General features: G+C 60.8%; 17 protein-coding genes. 13 read left to right on the top strand and 4 right to left on the bottom strand.

Going from position 1 to position 16176, the window contains the following annotated elements:
* Positions 1–143: 143 nt before the first annotated feature.
* The 13 genes from AC06G5_RS26755 (at position 144) to AC06G5_RS26695 (ending at position 12724) form a co-directional block, all read left to right on the top strand.
* Positions 144–1415, top strand: coding sequence for a glutamate-5-semialdehyde dehydrogenase (locus tag AC06G5_RS26755; RefSeq protein WP_413423619.1), 1272 nt, complete (start codon positions 144–146; stop codon positions 1413–1415).
* Between the two features lies 1 nt (position 1416).
* On the top strand, positions 1417–2106 hold the full coding sequence (nadD, locus tag AC06G5_RS26750) for a nicotinate-nucleotide adenylyltransferase (RefSeq protein ID WP_413423621.1): 690 nt from the start codon (positions 1417–1419) through the stop codon (positions 2104–2106).
* A gap of 73 nt (positions 2107–2179) precedes the next feature.
* Positions 2180–2674, top strand: coding sequence for a ribosome silencing factor (gene rsfS / locus AC06G5_RS26745; RefSeq protein WP_008022922.1), 495 nt, complete (start codon positions 2180–2182; stop codon positions 2672–2674).
* 9 nt (positions 2675–2683) lie between these two features.
* Positions 2684–3151 (top strand): 23S rRNA (pseudouridine(1915)-N(3))-methyltransferase RlmH, encoded by a 468-nt coding sequence (gene rlmH, locus AC06G5_RS26740; RefSeq protein ID WP_003185785.1) that lies wholly within the window; start codon positions 2684–2686, stop codon positions 3149–3151.
* Between the two features lie 10 nt (positions 3152–3161).
* Positions 3162–5057, top strand: coding sequence for a penicillin-binding protein 2 (gene mrdA, locus AC06G5_RS26735; RefSeq protein ID WP_413423623.1), 1896 nt, complete (start codon positions 3162–3164; stop codon positions 5055–5057).
* Between the two features lie 31 nt (positions 5058–5088).
* On the top strand, positions 5089–6192 hold the full coding sequence (gene rodA / locus AC06G5_RS26730; RefSeq protein ID WP_052037671.1) for a rod shape-determining protein RodA: 1104 nt from the start codon (positions 5089–5091) through the stop codon (positions 6190–6192).
* A 17-nt stretch (positions 6193–6209) separates the two neighbouring features.
* The gene (mltB, locus tag AC06G5_RS26725) at positions 6210–7220 is read left to right on the top strand and encodes a lytic murein transglycosylase B (protein WP_480458574.1); all 1011 of its coding nucleotides are present in this window, start codon (positions 6210–6212) and stop codon (positions 7218–7220) included.
* Complete coding sequence (locus tag AC06G5_RS26720; RefSeq protein WP_413423627.1) at positions 7220–8227, top strand: septal ring lytic transglycosylase RlpA family protein; 1008 nt, start codon at positions 7220–7222, stop codon at positions 8225–8227. The genes mltB and AC06G5_RS26720 overlap by 1 nt, the downstream gene beginning before the upstream one ends.
* A gap of 183 nt (positions 8228–8410) precedes the next feature.
* Entirely contained in the window at positions 8411–9568 is a 1158-nt protein-coding gene (locus tag AC06G5_RS26715; protein WP_413423629.1) for a D-alanyl-D-alanine carboxypeptidase family protein, read from the top strand.
* Positions 9569–9652: 84 nt separating this feature from the next.
* Positions 9653–9928, top strand: a complete 276-nt coding sequence (locus AC06G5_RS26710; RefSeq protein WP_003215438.1) for a DUF493 domain-containing protein — start codon at positions 9653–9655, stop codon at positions 9926–9928.
* Entirely contained in the window at positions 9928–10575 is a 648-nt protein-coding gene (gene lipB, locus AC06G5_RS26705; protein WP_008022935.1) for a lipoyl(octanoyl) transferase LipB, read from the top strand. Before AC06G5_RS26710 ends, lipB begins: the two co-directional genes overlap by 1 nt.
* Positions 10576–10600: 25 nt before the next feature.
* Positions 10601–11599 (top strand): lipoyl synthase, encoded by a 999-nt coding sequence (gene lipA, locus AC06G5_RS26700; protein ID WP_162130451.1) that lies wholly within the window; start codon positions 10601–10603, stop codon positions 11597–11599.
* 174 nt (positions 11600–11773) lie between these two features.
* Positions 11774–12724, top strand: coding sequence for a S66 peptidase family protein (locus tag AC06G5_RS26695; protein ID WP_413703966.1), 951 nt, complete (start codon positions 11774–11776; stop codon positions 12722–12724).
* Positions 12725–12841: 117 nt separating this feature from the next.
* On the opposite strand, the gene AC06G5_RS26690 is transcribed toward AC06G5_RS26695, so the two are convergent.
* The 4 genes from AC06G5_RS26690 to AC06G5_RS26675 form a co-directional block, all read right to left on the bottom strand.
* Positions 12842–14164, bottom strand: a complete 1323-nt coding sequence (locus AC06G5_RS26690; protein WP_480458573.1) for a lytic murein transglycosylase — start codon at positions 14162–14164, stop codon at positions 12842–12844.
* Between the two features lie 62 nt (positions 14165–14226).
* The gene (gene arfA / locus AC06G5_RS26685; protein WP_008022942.1) at positions 14227–14391 is read right to left on the bottom strand and encodes an alternative ribosome rescue factor ArfA; all 165 of its coding nucleotides are present in this window, start codon (positions 14389–14391) and stop codon (positions 14227–14229) included.
* Positions 14392–14480: 89 nt separating this feature from the next.
* Complete coding sequence (holA, locus tag AC06G5_RS26680) at positions 14481–15518, bottom strand: DNA polymerase III subunit delta (RefSeq protein WP_413703967.1); 1038 nt, start codon at positions 15516–15518, stop codon at positions 14481–14483.
* 39 nt (positions 15519–15557) lie between these two features.
* Complete coding sequence (locus tag AC06G5_RS26675) at positions 15558–16163, bottom strand: LPS-assembly lipoprotein LptE (protein WP_413703968.1); 606 nt, start codon at positions 16161–16163, stop codon at positions 15558–15560.
* Positions 16164–16176 lie beyond the last annotated feature (13 nt).

Raw genomic sequence — 16176 nt, 5'->3', positions numbered from 1 at the left:
TTGCAGCTTAATCCCGGCTGAACATCGGCAAATGCCCCTCCATTTCGACCATCCGCCCGTCACCGCTGTTAGTCCCGGGACGCGACAGCTATAATCTGCCGCTTTACTCTTTACCAAGACCTAATCAAAGACCACGCCAGACCATGACTGAGTCCGTTCTTGACTACATGACCCGCCTGGGTCGCGCTGCCCGCGAAGCTTCCCGCGTGATCGGCCGAGCCAGCACTGCGCAGAAAAACCGCGCCCTGCAGGCCGCCGCCAATGCGCTGGACGCTGCCCGCGCCGAGCTGACGGCGGCTAATGAGCTGGATTTGGCCGCCGGTCGCGCCAACGGTCTGGAGCCGGCCCTGCTTGAGCGCCTGGCACTGACCCCGGCGCGTATCGACGGTATGATCGTCGGCCTGCGTCAGGTGGCAGCCCTGCCGGACCCGGTCGGCGCGATCCGTGACATGAGTTTCCGCCCGTCCGGTATTCAGGTCGGCAAGATGCGCGTGCCACTGGGCGTGATCGGAATCATCTACGAGTCGCGGCCGAACGTGACCATCGATGCGGCCAGTCTGTGCCTGAAGTCTGGCAACGCGACCATCCTGCGTGGCGGTTCCGAGGCCATTCATTCCAATCGAGCCATCGCCGCCTGCATTCAGCGTGGTCTGGCCGAGGCCGATCTGCCGGCTGCGGTGGTGCAAGTGGTCGAAACCACCGATCGCGCTGCCGTCGGTGCGCTGATCACCATGCCTGAATACGTCGATGTCATCGTGCCGCGCGGTGGCCGTGGCCTGATCGAACGCGTCAGCCGTGATGCCCGCGTACCGGTGATCAAGCATCTGGACGGCATCTGCCACGTTTATGTGAGTGAACACGCCGATCTGGCCAAGGCCCAGCGCATTGCGTTCAACGCCAAGACTTACCGTTATGGCATCTGCGGTGCCATGGAAACGCTGCTGGTCGATCAAACCGTCGCCAGCGATTTCCTGCCGGCGATGGCGGCACAGTTCCGCGAAAAAGGCGTCGAGCTGCGCGGTTGCGAACGCACCCGAGCGATCATCGATGCCGTGGTCGCGACCGAAGAAGACTGGAGTACCGAATACCTGGCACCGATTCTGTCGATCCGTGTAGTCGACGGACTGTGCCAGGCCATCGAGCACATCAACCATTACGGTTCCCATCACACCGATTCGATTGTCAGCGAACACCAGGGTGACACCCGGCGTTTCGTGGCTGAAGTCGACTCCTCGTCGGTGATGATCAATACACCGACATGCTTCGCCGATGGCTTCGAATACGGATTGGGTGCCGAGATCGGCATTTCTACTGATAAGCTGCACGCCCGCGGCCCGGTGGGTCTCGAAGGATTGACCTGCGAGAAGTACATCGTGGTCGGCGACGGGCAGTTGCGCGGACAGGAGCCGGTCTGACTTGGGCGACTTCGACCTGTCAGCCCCGGTCACCGTCAGCGAGCCAGCCCCTCGCCGCATTGGCGTGCTGGGCGGAACGTTTGACCCGGTGCACATCGGCCATTTGCGCGGTGCGCTGGAAGTCGCCGAAACCCTGGCGCTCGATGAGTTGCGTCTGACACCCAGTGCCAGGCCGCCCCATCGGGATACGCCGCAGGTGTCGGCGAAAGACCGTCTGGCGATGGTCGAGTGCGCGGTGGCCGGTGTGGCGCCGTTGGTGGTGGACGCCCGCGAATTGCAGCGGAACAAACCGTCCTACACCATTGATACCCTGGAACTGATGCGCGCCGAACTGGCCGTATCCGACCAGGTTTTTCTGCTTTTGGGCTGGGACGCTTTTTGCGGCCTGCCCACTTGGCACCGCTGGGAAGAGTTGCTCCAGCATTGCCATATCCTGGTGTTGCAACGCCCGGATGCCGACAGCGAACCGCCGGATGCCTTGCGCAACCTGCTGGCAGCGCGCTCGGTGAGCGACCCGCTGGCCCTCAAAGGGCCGAGCGGACAGATTGCATTCGTCTGGCAGACACCGCTCGCGGTATCCGCCACCCAGATCCGTCAACTGCTGGCCAGCGGTAAGTCGGTACGTTTCCTGGTGCCCGACGCGGTCCTGGCCTACATCGATGCGCACGGACTCTACCGTGCGTCGAACTGAATAGGAGTGCCTCAAGGCACGTGGCAACAACGTGTATTGAAGCGCCCGAACATACGAGCAAAACGAGTTTTATATGACGAACAACGACGTAAACAAAGTTAAGCGCAAAGGCACGTTCAAGAGTGCCCCGCTGCCTGAAAAGGTCCTCGCTGCCGAGCCACCTAAAGGCGACGAGCTGGTCAAGATCGCCGTAGCCGCCCTGGAAGACGTCAAGGCCCAGGACGTGCTGGTAATTGATGTTCGCGACAAGCAGAGCATCACTGACTACATGATCATCGCCACCGGTACGTCCAACCGCCAGATCGGCGCGATGCTGGACAAGGTCCGCGAAGCCGTCAAAGCCTTGGGTATCAAGCCGTTGGGTGAAGAAGGCAAGGGCGACAGCGACTGGGTGCTGTTGGACATGGACGACGTGATCGTCCACATGATGACCTCCAACGCCCGTCAGTTCTACGACCTGGAGCGCCTGTGGAAAGGTGCCGAGCAGAGCCGTGCGGCCGATGGCAAGCACCACAGCCCTGAAGTTGGTCACGAGCACTTCAACAAGCTCAACAAAGACCAGGAATAAGGGACCGCTGTGCGACTGCGACTGATCGCCGTCGGTTCACGCATGCCCAAGTGGGTGGAAGAAGGCTGGCATGAATATGCCAAGCGCCTTCCGTCCGAGCTGGCGCTGGAACTGGTGGAAATACCGCTCAATACCCGTGGCAAGAACGCCGACGTGGCCCGTTTCATCCGCCAGGAAGGCGAAGCCATGCTGGCAAAGGTCGGGCCGAACGAGCGGATTGTCACACTCGAAGTCCATGGCAAGCCCTGGAGTACCGAGCAACTGGCGGTCGAGCTCGATCGCTGGCGGCTGGACTCGCGCACCGTCAACTTCATGGTCGGCGGCCCCGAAGGGCTGGCGCCGGAAGTCTGTGCCCGGGCCGACCAGCGCTGGTCGTTGTCGCCGCTGACCTTGCCGCACCCGCTGGTGCGGATCCTGATCGGCGAACAGTTGTACCGTGCCTGGACCGTGCTGTCCGGTCACCCTTACCACAAGTAATTCTGCCCTCATGTCCCAGCCGATCCGCATCAAGGACCACGAAAAAGACGCCCGTCTGGTGCGTGGCCGCGTCGTGTTCGGGGCCATTGCCGTGGTGGCGCTGATTGGCGTGCTGATCGCGCGTCTGTATTTCCTGCAGGTGATCCAGTACGAGTACCACTCGACCCTGTCGGAAAACAACCGCGTCCATGTGCAGCCGATTCCGCCGACCCGTGGCTTGATTTTCGACCGCAACGGCGTGGTGATTGCCGATAACCGGCCCAGCTTCAGCCTGAGCATGACCCGCGAGCGTTCCGGCGACTGGCAGCAGGTGCTCGACGTGATCGTCGAGGTGCTGGAGCTGACGCCCGAGGACCGGGTGATCTTCGAGAAGCGCATGCGTCAGGGGCGCCGGCCGTTCGAGCCGGTGCCGATCCTGTTTGAGCTGACTGAAGAGCAGATCGCCCGGATCGCCGTGAACCAGTTCCGCCTGCCGGGCGTGGAAGTGGTCGCACAGCTGGTTCGTCACTATCCCCAGGGCGCGCACTTTGCGCACTCGGTGGGCTACATGGGGCGGATCAACGAGAAAGAGCTCAAGTCCCTCGATCCGGTGAGTTACAGCGGCACCCATCAAATCGGCAAAACCGGCATCGAGCGTTTCTACGAGCCGGAACTGCACGGTCAGGTGGGTTACGAAGAAGTCGAGACCAACGCTCGGGGCCGTGTATTGCGGGTACTCAAGCGTACCGAGCCGATTTCCGGCAAGGACATTGTCCTGAGCCTGGACATCAAATTGCAGGAAGCCGCTGAAGCCGCGCTCGGTGGTCGTCGTGGTGCGGTGGTGGCCCTGGACCCGAAAACCGGCGAGGTCCTGGCGATGGTCAGCCAGCCGAGTTTCGACCCGAACCTGTTCGTCACCGGCATCAGCTCCAAGGCCTATTCCGAGCTGCGCGATTCCATCGACCGGCCGCTGTTCAACCGCGTGTTGCGTGGTCTGTACCCGCCAGGTTCGACCATCAAGCCGGCGGTGGCGATCGCCGGCCTGGACTCCGGCGTGGTGACGGCGTCGACCCGGGTGTTCGACCCCGGTTACTACATGCTGCCCAACTACGATCACAAATACCGTAACTGGAACCGTACCGGCGACGGCTTTGTCGACCTCGATACGGCGATCATGCGTTCCAACGACACCTACTTCTATGACCTGGCCCACAAGCTGGGAATCGATCGGTTGTCGGCGTACCTGAGCAAGTTCGGTATCGGCCAGAAAGTCTCGCTGGACATGTTCGAAGAATCGCCGGGGTTGATGCCGACCCGGGAGTGGAAGCGTGCGACGCGCCGTCAGGCGTGGTTCCCGGGGGAGACACTGATTCTCGGTATCGGTCAGGGCTACATGCAGTCGACGCCGTTGCAATTGGCCCAGGCCACCGCATTGGTGGCCAACAAGGGTGTCTGGAACCGTCCGCACCTGGCCAGGACCATCGAAGGCGAGAAGCCGGTGGATCCTAACCCGATGCCTGACATCATCCTGCGCGATCCGGCGGACTGGACCCGGGTGAACCACGGTATGCAACAGGTGATGCACGGTGCCCGCGGTACGGCGCGCAAGGCCTCGATCGGTGCGCAGTACCGGATTGCCGGCAAGAGTGGTACGGCCCAGGTGGTCGCGATCAAGCAGGGCGAGAAGTACGACCGCTCCAAGGTGCAGGAGCGCCATCGCGACCACGCCTTGTTCGTTGGTTTCGCACCGGCCGACGATCCGAAAATCGTGGTCTCGGTGATGGTCGAGAACGGTGAGTCGGGCTCCGGCGTGGCCGCGCCGGTTGTGCGTCAGGTCATGGACGCCTGGCTCCTGGACCAGGACGGTCGGTTGAAGCCCGAATACGCCAGCCCTATCAGTGCAGAGGCAACAGCCCGTGATGAATAATTTTGATCGCATGCTCTCCAGCGAGGATGTGATGCGTCGCCGTGCAACACTGTTGCAACGAATGCACATCGACGGCGTGTTGCTGATCCTGCTGCTGACGCTTGCCGCCGGCAGCCTGTTCGTCCTGTATTCGGCCAGTGGAAAAAGCTGGGATCTGCTGGCAAAACAGGCCACTTCGTTCGGTATCGGCCTGGTGTCGATGATCGTCATCGCCCAGTTCGAACCGCGTTTCATGGCGCGCTGGGTGCCGGTCGGCTATGTGATCGGTGTGTTGTTGCTGGTGGTAGTGGACGTCATGGGCCACAACGCGATGGGGGCCACGCGCTGGATCAACATCCCCGGTGTCATCCGCTTCCAGCCATCGGAGTTCATGAAGATTCTGATGCCGGCAACCATTGCCTGGTATCTGTCCAAGCGCACCTTGCCGCCACAGCTAAAGCACGTCGGTATCAGCCTGATGCTGATCGGCATTCCGTTCATTCTGATCGTGCGACAACCGGACCTCGGCACTTCGCTGCTGATTCTGGCCGGTGGCGCGTTCGTGCTGTTCATGGGGGGGCTGCGCTGGCGCTGGATCCTCAGCGTGCTGGCCGCCGCCGTTCCCGTGGCGATTGCCATGTGGTTCTTCATCATGCACGACTACCAGAAGCAGCGAATCCTGACGTTCCTCGACCCGGAGAGCGATCCGCTCGGTACGGGCTGGAACATCATCCAGTCCAAGGCGGCCATCGGCTCTGGAGGCGTATTCGGCAAGGGGTGGTTGCTGGGCACCCAGTCGCACCTGGATTTCCTCCCGGAAAGCCATACCGACTTCATCATTGCGGTCATGGGTGAAGAGTTCGGTCTGGTGGGTATTTGCGCACTGTTGCTGATCTACCTGTTGCTGATCGGCCGCGGTCTGGTGATTACCGCCCAGGCGCAGACATTGTTCGGCAAGTTGCTCGCGGGCAGCCTGACCATGACGTTTTTTGTTTATGTTTTCGTCAACATCGGTATGGTCAGTGGCCTGTTGCCGGTGGTGGGGGTGCCGTTGCCGTTCATTAGCTACGGAGGAACTTCGCTGGTGACGCTGCTGTCAGCGTTTGGGGTTTTGATGTCGATCCATACCCATCGCAAGTGGATCGCGCAGGTTTGAATAAGGTGAAACTTTCAATGCAAGTAATGCGTGGCTGGGCGACTCGACATGCGCCATGGGTCGGCCTGGTAAGCATCCTTGGCACCGTGCAGGAAGCGTTGGCCGGCGACTACGAAGGCTCACCCCAGGTGGCCGAATTCGTCGGTGAAATGACCCGCGACTACGGTTTCGCCGGTGAACAGTTGATGGGCGTGTTCCGCGAAGCCGAGCGCAAGCAGTCGATTCTGGACGCCATCTCGAAACCCGCCGAACGGGTCAAGCAGTGGAGCGAATATCGCCCGATGTTCATCACCGATGCGCGCATAGCCCGGGGTGTGGACTTCTGGCGTCAGCACGAAGCGGTGCTGGCCCGTGCCGAGCAGGAATACGGCGTACCGGCCCAGGTCATTGTCTCGATCATCGGCGTTGAAACCTTTTTCGGTCGTAATGCCGGAAATTTCCGGGTGATCGATGCCTTGTCGACCCTGGGTTTCGACTATCCTCCCCGTGCCGAGTTTTTCCGCAAGGAATTGCGTGAGTTCTTGCTGCTGGCCCGTGAAGAGCAGGTCGATCCGTTGACGCTCAAAGGCTCCTACGCCGGCGCAATGGGATTGCCACAATTCATGCCGAGCAGTTTCCGCGCCTATGCGGTGGATTTCGACGGTGATGGCCATATCAACATCTGGACCAACCCGGACGATGCCATTGGCAGTGTCGCCAGTTACTTCAAGCGTCATGGCTGGGTCGCCGGCGAACCGGTAGTCAGCCGCGCCGATGTCCGTGGCGATCAGGTCGACGAAGGTTTGACCGCAGGAATCGAACCGACGAAAACCGTCGGGGAGTTGCGAGCCCTGGGGTGGTCAAGTCATGATGCGCTGCGCGATGATATGCCGGTTACCGCTTTCCGCCTGGAAGGCGACAATGGCTCCGAGTACTGGATGGGCCTGAAGAATTTTTACGCGATCACGCGTTATAACCGCAGCGTGATGTACGCCATGGCCGTACATCAACTGTCTGAACAGCTGGTCCAAGCACGGGGCGTCAAGTAATGCGGGCATTGCCTATCAATAAACCCCTGAAGCTGATGGCATTCGCTGCGTTGGCAATGCTGGTCGCCAGTTGTTCGACCAGCCGTGCGCCGGCCCAGAAGTCCTCCAGCGCCGTGCGCTCGACGCCGGGGCTGGACATCAACCGCGCCCACAAGGATGGCGCGCCGTGGTGGGATGTCGATGTTTCGCGCATTCCGGACGCCACGCCGACCCTGCACACCGGCCCATACAAGGCCAGCCCGTACTCGGTATTGGGTAAAACCTATTTCCCGCTGCAAGAATCCAAGACCTACGTGGCTTCGGGCACGGCGTCCTGGTATGGCACCAAGTTCCACGGCCAGAACACCGCCAACGGCGAGGTGTATGACCTGTACGGCATGAGTGCCGCGCACAAGACATTGCCACTGCCAAGTTATGTCCGGGTGACCAACCTGGACAACAACAAGAGCGTGATCCTGCGAGTCAACGACCGTGGGCCGTTCTACTCGGACCGAATCATCGATTTGTCCTACGCCGCCGCCAAGAAGCTCGGTTATGCCGAAATCGGCACCGCGCGGGTCAAGGTCGAGGGCATTGATCCACAGGCGTATTGGGCGGCCAAAGGCCGTCCGGCGCCTTTGATGCTCAACGAGCCGCAAGTCGCGCAGAATAGCGCCCCGGTGATCACGGCTTCGGCCGGCACCGTCGAGCAATGGACTCCGCCGCCGCAGCAACACGCCGCCGCGGTGGTACCGGTGCAGCTTGATGCAAAAAAAAACGCTTCTGTACCAGCCTCTGGCCAGTATCTGCAGGTGGGCGCGTTCGCCAACCCGGACGCTGCAGAACTCCTGAGATCCAAGCTCAGCGGGATGGTGAGCGCTCCGGTGTTCATCAGCTCGATCGTGCGCAATCAGCAGACCCTGCATCGGGTTCGTATGGGCCCGATCGGATCGCCGGGTGAGATCCAGCAGGTGCAGAACAGTGTGCGCCTGGCCAATCTCGGTTCGCCGAGCGTGGTCACAGAGTAATACGTAGTACTTGATTGTCGGTTCGCTTGCGATTTGGGGGGCGGACCATGTTGTTGGCTCTTCTAAGAACAAAAGCCCGGCACAGGGTTAAAGAGTGAGCAGCTGAACACGCGACAGCCTTTAAGAAGCTGTCTGAATAGTTTTGCCCTCGGGCAAGTTTCCATTAGCGATTTCGAGAGACGGATGAACATCACCACCTTTGCCAAACGCCTGTGCCTTTTAGTCCCGCTGCTCCTCTCACCTGCCGCGTTCGCGGTCGAGATGATGCCGTCGCCACCGCAATTGGCCGCCAAGGCCTATGTGCTCATGGACGCCAGCAGCGGCAACGTGCTGGTCGAGAACAATGGTGACCAGCGTCTGCCACCGGCCAGCCTGACCAAGCTGATGACCGCGTACATCGCGACCCTGGAAATCCGTCGTGGCCAGATCGGTGAAAACGATCCGGTGACCGTCAGCGAAAACGCCTGGCGTACCGGCGGTTCGCGGATGTTCATCAAGGTCGGCTCGCAGGTCACCGTCAGCGACCTGCTGCACGGCATCATCATCCAGTCGGGCAACGACGCCAGCGTCGCGCTCTCCGAGCACATCGCCGGCAGCGAAGACGCCTTCGCCGACCTGATGAACAAGACCGTCGCCGATCTGGGCATGACCAACACCCACTTCATGAACCCGACCGGCCTGCCGAATCCTGAGCACTATTCGTCGGCTCACGACATGGCTGTTCTGGCCCGCGCGATCATCCACGAAGACCCGGCTCACTACGCGATCTACTCGCAGAAAGAGTTCTTCTGGAACGGCATCAAGCAACCGAACCGCAACCTGCTGCTGTGGCGCGACAAGACCGTCGACGGCCTGAAAACCGGCCACACCGACGAAGCCGGCTACTGCATGGTGTCTTCGGCCGTACGTGATGGCATGCGCCTGATCGCCGTGGTGTTCGGCACCAGCAGCGAAGTGGCCCGTGCCGCCGAAACCCAGAAGCTGCTGACCTACGGTTTCCGTTTCTTCGAAACCCAGACCTTCTATCAGAAGGGCGCCGAACTGGCCCAGGCACCTGTCTGGAAAGGCTCCACCAATCAAGTCAAGGCCGGCCTGGCTGAAGACCTGACCATGACCCTGCCGAAAGGCCAGCTGAAAAAGCTCGCTGCCAGCATGACCATGAACCCGCAACTGGTTGCGCCAATCGCCAAGGGCGACGTGATCGGTAAAGTCGAAGTCAAACTGGACGACAAGGTGGTGCACAGCGCTGACCTGATCGCTCTGGATGGCGTCGAAGAGGGTGGTATCTTCCGTCGCATGTGGGATAGCATCCGTCTATTCTTCTACGGCTTGTTCAACTGATAGTGTGCACCTGCATGGCCCCGCGCTGATCCGGCACGGGGCCATGCCCGTCGCCACGGCTTACGCTTACGAGGCCGTTACGCCATGACCGATACCGAAGTAAAGGCGCCTAAGATCGAATTCCCCAACGTTGATTACCCGGTTAAGGTGATCAGCGATACCGGTGTGGGCAACAAGGACAAGATCATCGAGATCGTCAAGAAACACGCGACGATCAACCATGACCGTGTAGATGAGCGCCAAAGCACCAACGGCAAATACACCACCATTCAGTTGCACATCGTCGCGACCGACCAGGACCAGCTGTACAACATCAACAGCGAACTGCGGGCCACCGGTTTCGTGCACATGGTGTTGTGATGTCCGGCACGCTGGGCTTTCGCGAGCTCGGCCAGATGGCTTACGAGCCGGTCTGGCATGCCATGCAACGCTTCACCAACGAACGCGGCACCGATGTTGCCGACGAGATCTGGCTGGTGGAACATCCTGCGGTGTTCACCCAGGGGCAGGCCGGCAAGGCCGAGCACCTGTTGCTTCCCGGTGATATTCCGGTGGTGCAGGTCGACCGTGGTGGTCAGGTGACCTACCACGGCCCTGGCCAGCTGGTGGCTTATCTGCTGCTGGATGTGCGCAGGCTGGGTTTTGGCGTGCGCGATCTGGTCAGCCGGATGGAGCAATGCCTGATCGAGCTGTTGGCCAGTTACGGCGTGACCGCCGTGGCCAAGCCCGATGCACCGGGTGTCTACGTCGACGGGGCGAAAATCGCTTCCCTGGGGTTGCGGATTCGCCACGGCTGTTCCTTTCATGGCCTGGCCTTGAACGTAGACATGAACCTGGAACCGTTTCGACGGATTAATCCCTGCGGCTACGCCGGGCTGGCGATGACCCAGCTGAGCGATCACGCAGGATCGATTGAATTTGCCGAGGTAAGTGCCCGGCTGCGCGCGCAGCTCGTCAAACACCTCGACTATGCTGAGCAGACGACCCTGACGGGCGGAATCGACTGATATGACTACTGATGCAGTGCAAACCATGATCCCGACGCTCGATGTCTCCGAGCGCCCGGCCCCGCGTCCCAAGGTTGAAGCCGGCGTCAAGCTGCGCGGCGCCGAAAAGGTTGCACGCATCCCGGTGAAGATCATTCCGACCACCGAATTGCCGAAGAAGCCGGACTGGATTCGCGTCCGCATCCCGGTTTCGCCGGAAGTCGACCGCATCAAGGCCCTGCTGCGCAAACACAAGTTGCACAGTGTGTGCGAAGAAGCTTCCTGCCCGAACCTGGGCGAGTGCTTCTCCGGCGGCACCGCGACCTTCATGATCATGGGTGACATCTGCACCCGTCGTTGCCCGTTCTGCGACGTCGGCCACGGCCGTCCGAAGCCACTCGACGTCAACGAACCGGAAAGCCTGGCTATCGCCATCGCCGACTTGCGCCTGAAATACGTGGTGATCACTTCGGTGGACCGCGACGACTTGCGTGACGGTGGTGCCCAGCACTTTGCCGACTGCATCCGTGAAATCCGCAAGCTGTCGCCGAACGTGCAGCTGGAGACCCTGGTCCCGGACTACCGTGGCCGCATGGATATCGCCCTGGAAATCACCGCCGCCGAGCCGCCGGATGTGTTCAACCACAACCTGGAAACCGTGCCGCGCCTGTACAAGGCCGCACGTCCGGGTTCGGACTACCAGTGGTCGCTGACCCTGCTGCAACGCTTCAAGCAGATGATGCCGCACATCCCGACCAAATCCGGTTTGATGCTGGGTCTGGGTGAAACGGACGAAGAAGTCATCGAAGTCATGAAGCGCATGCGCGAGCACGACATCGACATGCTGACCCTGGGCCAGTACCTGCAACCTTCGCGCAGCCACTTGCCAGTGCAGCGCTTCGTGCACCCGGACACCTTTGCCTGGTTCGCCGAGGAAGGCTACAAGATGGGCTTCAAGAACGTTGCCTCAGGTCCGCTGGTACGTTCCTCGTACCATGCCGATGAACAAGCGAAGCTGGTCAAGGCCGAGCTGATGTCGTCCTGATCTGCGTTATGAAATGAAAAACGCCCGCACGGTATTCAGCCTTGCGGGTGTTTTTTTGCCTGTCCTACGGCACTGGCCACTTTTTCCTGCAACCTGCGGGGCAACAGTTCCTCTTCTGTTTGTCCCCATTCCTGACTACTGTGTGCTGAAGTTTTTACGCAGGGAGATTCACGGATGACCGCTCGACCGACCCACACCCTTTGCCCTCACGTTCCTGTCCCGGCACTGCCGCCGGAAGGCATGATCGGTGTTATTGCACCTGCCGGTCCCGCGCCGCTGGACACAAGTAAAGCCGTGCAATGGATGCGCGCCCGCGGCTATTCGCTGAAGATATTTCCCGGCGTCTACGAGAAGGATGGCTATCTTGCCGGCAGTGACGAGGTGCGGCTCAATGACCTGCACGCGGCGTTCGCCGACCACGAGGTCGATGCCATCATTTGCCTGCGCGGTGGTTACGGCACGCCGAGGTTGCTTGATCGAATCGATTTCGAACTGCTGCGCGACAACGCCAAGCCGTTCATCGGCTACAGCGACATTACCGCAATGCATCTGGCTATCAGCCGTTATGCAGGCTTCGTGACCTTCCATGGCCCGCTGCTCAACGCTGATCTGCTGGGCGACAAGCAAAAGCCTACCGAGCCGTCGTTTTTCAATATGCTGCGCGGGCAGGTGAAGGCAGGCAGTGTGTTGGCGCATCCCGTTGCCTATCCATTGACGACGATCGAGCCAGGTATTGCCCACGGCCGTTTACTGGGGGGCAATCTGTCGATGATCGCCGCGACCATGGGCACGCCTTACGAGATCGATGCCGAGGGTGTCATCCTGTTTATCGAGGACATCAACGAGCCGCTGTATCGCATCGATCGATTGCTGACCCAATTGCGACTGTCCGCTACTTTGGGCAAGTTGTGTGGGGTACTGGTGGGGGATGTGGCGGGTGTGGAGGTACCTGCGCTGGAGCGGTTGCTCAAGCAGACGTTCGAGCCGTTGCGGATACCGGTGTTGTCCGGATGGCGTAGCGGGCATTGCGATCCGAACCTGACATTGCCCATGGGCGCGCTGGTCAGGCTGGATGCAGGGAACAAGGAGTTGGTGTTGGAGCAGGATGTGGTGGTCAGGCTGTAGGTCTTCATCGCCTGACAGTCCGCCTTCGCGAGCAAGCCCGCTCCCACATTGTTTTTGTGTCGTTCACAGATCAAATGTGGGAGCGGGCTTGCTCCGGGCGGCGTTCCGACGAAGCTTTTAGCGGCTGCGCAACCCTTCCAGCAACTTGTGCGTCGGATACCCATCCGCCGGCCAGCCAAACGACTGCTGCGCGCTGCGAATCGCCTTGCGGGTATTGGCACCGATAATTCCGTCCGCATTACCCGCGTCGTAATTCTGGGCACTCAGCAAGTTTTGCAGTTCGATCCGCTCGGTACGGCTCAGCGGCAAATCATCTTTTGGCCACGTGCCGCTGATCAGGCCCGCGCCGTTGAAGCGTTCGGACAACAAGCTCACCCCCAAGGCGTAGGACGACGAGTTGTTGTACTTGAGGATCGCCCGGAAGTTATCGAGCATCAGGAATGCCGGGCCACGGTAACCGGCAGGCAGTAACAGGGCCGCGGACAATTGCTCGGAACCGGCCGGGACCTGGCCGCCATTGGGCAGCGTAATCCCCAGTTGCCGCCATTCCGCGACGCTTTTGCGAATAGTGCCATCGGCCAGCACGTAGTTGAACCCGCCTGGCAACTGCACCTCGAAGCCCCACGGCTGGCCTTTCTGCCAGCCTGAGCTTTGCAGATAATGTGCAGTCGAGGCCAGGGCATCGGCCGAGCTCCCCCAGATATCGCGGCGCCCATCGCCGTCGAAGTCCACGGCATGGGTGTTGTAGGTAGTCGGGATGAACTGGGTCTGGCCCATGGCGCCGGCCCAGGAGCCGAGCATTTTCTCCGGTTCGATATCACCTTGTTGCAGGATCTGCAGGGCGGCAATCAATTGCGCGTGGGCGAAGCCCGGGCGTCGGCCTTCGTAGGCCAGGGTCGCCAGCGAATTGATCACCGACTTGCTGCCCTGGAACTGGCCGAAGTTGCTTTCCATGCCCCACACGGCGACAAGTGCCTCACGGTCGACGCCGTAACGCTGTTCGATACTCTGCAAGATACCGTCGTATTGGCTGACCAGCGCCTGACCTTTGCGAACCCGCAACGGTGACAGGGCGCCGTCGAGGTATTCCCACACCGGTTTTGCGAACTCCGGTTGGCTGCGATCGGCACGAATCACACTGGGGTCGAAGCTGACATTGGCAAAAGCGCGGTCGAACAGATCGGCGCGGATACCGGCGGCCAGGGCATCCTTGCGGAAACCTGCTTGCCATTCGGCAAAGGTCTGGGTTGGCTGGATGTCGAGGTTATCGCCGCTCGGAACCACGGGCGCAATGACTGCGGGAGCGGTGGCGACAGGGAGCGTCTGAAGCGGCTGTGCGTCGGCGGCGGTTGGTTTTTCCGCGCAGGCGACTAGCAAAACAAGGCTGGAGGCAGCAATCAATTGGCGCAGATGCCAACGACGGGAAATACAAAAGGGCATGCACAGGTCCAGGGAAAACGTATCAGGTGCAGACCTTAACATGTTGAGCGGATGCTTGCCTTTCAGGCTGCCAGAAAGTAAGAAGCCTCCCAGCTGTCAGACTGGAAGGCTTCGCGGCGGTAACTGCCTTTGCCCTTGCCGGGGCGTTCCTGGCGGCTGCGGAACAATGGCTGGGCGATGATGGATTTGGCCTTGTTGGGGCCATGCTTCGATGGCTTTTTGCTCATGATGATTGCTCGCAAGTGAGTGGATTTTGCGGGGCAAATCATCTGCTCAAGCGAGGTTTCTGTCTAGTCCCTGCATTGTCTGGGACTTTTCACTCCGCCGGCAACGACAAGCGCTGCCCGGCCATCAACAACGTCAACCGACTCAGGCTCATCCACGGCGAACCCGCAGCCTGGCCCTTGATCTGCGCGTCGATGCGTTGCGCTTCCAGCAGCAGTTGCGCCCAGCGCTGTGCCGAGTAGCGCTGCAGCGCTTTGCTCATCAACGGTTTACGTTTGTCCCAGACCGGCGGCTTGGCCTGGCTGAAAGCCTTGTCCAGCGGCGTACCCTGGCTGTATTGCAGCGAAATATTGGCCAGCAGGCGCAACTCCCGGGCCAAGGCCCAGAGAATCACCGGCGGCTCGACGCCTTCACCGCGCAACCCTTCGAGCATGCGTAGCGCGTGGGCTGCTTCACCATTGAGAACCGCATCGGTCAGGCCAAAGACGTCGAAACGCGCACTATCGGCCACCGCAGCCTGCACGGTTTCAACGGTGATCTGACCCCCTTCGGCCATCAGCTTGAGCTTTTCGATTTCCTGGGCGGCGGCCAGCAAGTTGCCCTCGACCCTTGCTGCGATCAACTCAACGGCGTCCTGGCTGGCGGAAAGCCCGGCCTGGGACAAACGTTGGCGGATCCAGCTTGGCAACTGGGCGACATCGACCGGCCAGATCTGCACGAACTGGGTCTGCTGTCCTTCGACCAGCGCTTTGCCCCACTTGGTTTTCTGCGCGCTGCCATCGAGTTTCGGCAAGCTGATCAGCAGCACGGTGTCGTCGGCCGGGCGCGAGCAGTACTCGATCAGCGCGGCGGCACCTTTGTCGCCGGGTTTGCCGGAAGGCAGGCGCAGTTCCAGCAGGCGCTTTTCGGCGAACAGCGACATGCTGGCACCGGCTTGCAGCAGCGTGCCCCAGTCGAAACTGGCGTCGGCGGCAAACACCTGGCGTTCATCGAATCCCTGCTGGCGGGCGGCAGCGCGAACAGCGTCGGCCGCCTCCTGGCACAACAGCGGGTCATCGCCGCTGATGATGTAGACCGGCGCAAGGGTGCCTTGCAGGTGTTTGGCGAGTTGGGCGGGGGCGAGTTTCATAGGAGGGGGCGAACGGGGCGCCTGGGCGCCCCGTAAGTCTTACTGCTGCGGCAGTTCGATTGGCGACTGGCGCGGAGTTTCCGCTTCAGCCTTCTTGGCCGCTTCCAGTGCAGCAGCTTCAGCCTTGGCCCTGGCTTCGGCAGTCTGCTGCAACTGATTCAGCTGGCCCGGGGTCAATTGTTGCAAGCGCAGCATCATGCGTTGGACCATCTCCCGGCGACCTTCTGCCCGGGCGGTTGCGGCCTCCTGATCGGAGCCCACCAGGTTGTTGCCGTCGTGCATGTAGATTTTCTGCACTTCAAGCTTGTCGCTCAACAGTGGCAGATCGCCGCGACCACGGATGTCGTAGTTCAGCACGCTGGTCATCTGGTACTCGCCTGCACGACCGGCACCTGCGTAGCTGAGGATGCGCTGGCTTTCCTGTTCATTGGTCAGCACCAGTTTGTACGGTGCACCGTTATAGACCTTGACGCCGCTGCCCTCCAGTACCTGACGCAACTGAGTCACGGTTTCGCCATAGGCGTTACGGGCGCTCAGGTCGAGTTCCTTGATCGCCAGTTCGTCGGTGCCGGTTCCGCGCAGCTGGAAACCGCAGGCACTCAGCAGAACCGCGAGGCCCATCACCAGCAGATTGCGTTTGATCATCTTGTTGCTCCCC

Source organism: Pseudomonas sp. WT-JTC, from assembly GCF_056711565.1.
Note: the sequence above shows the minus strand (reverse complement) of the source record. Positions and strands in the feature narration are given on the sequence as shown.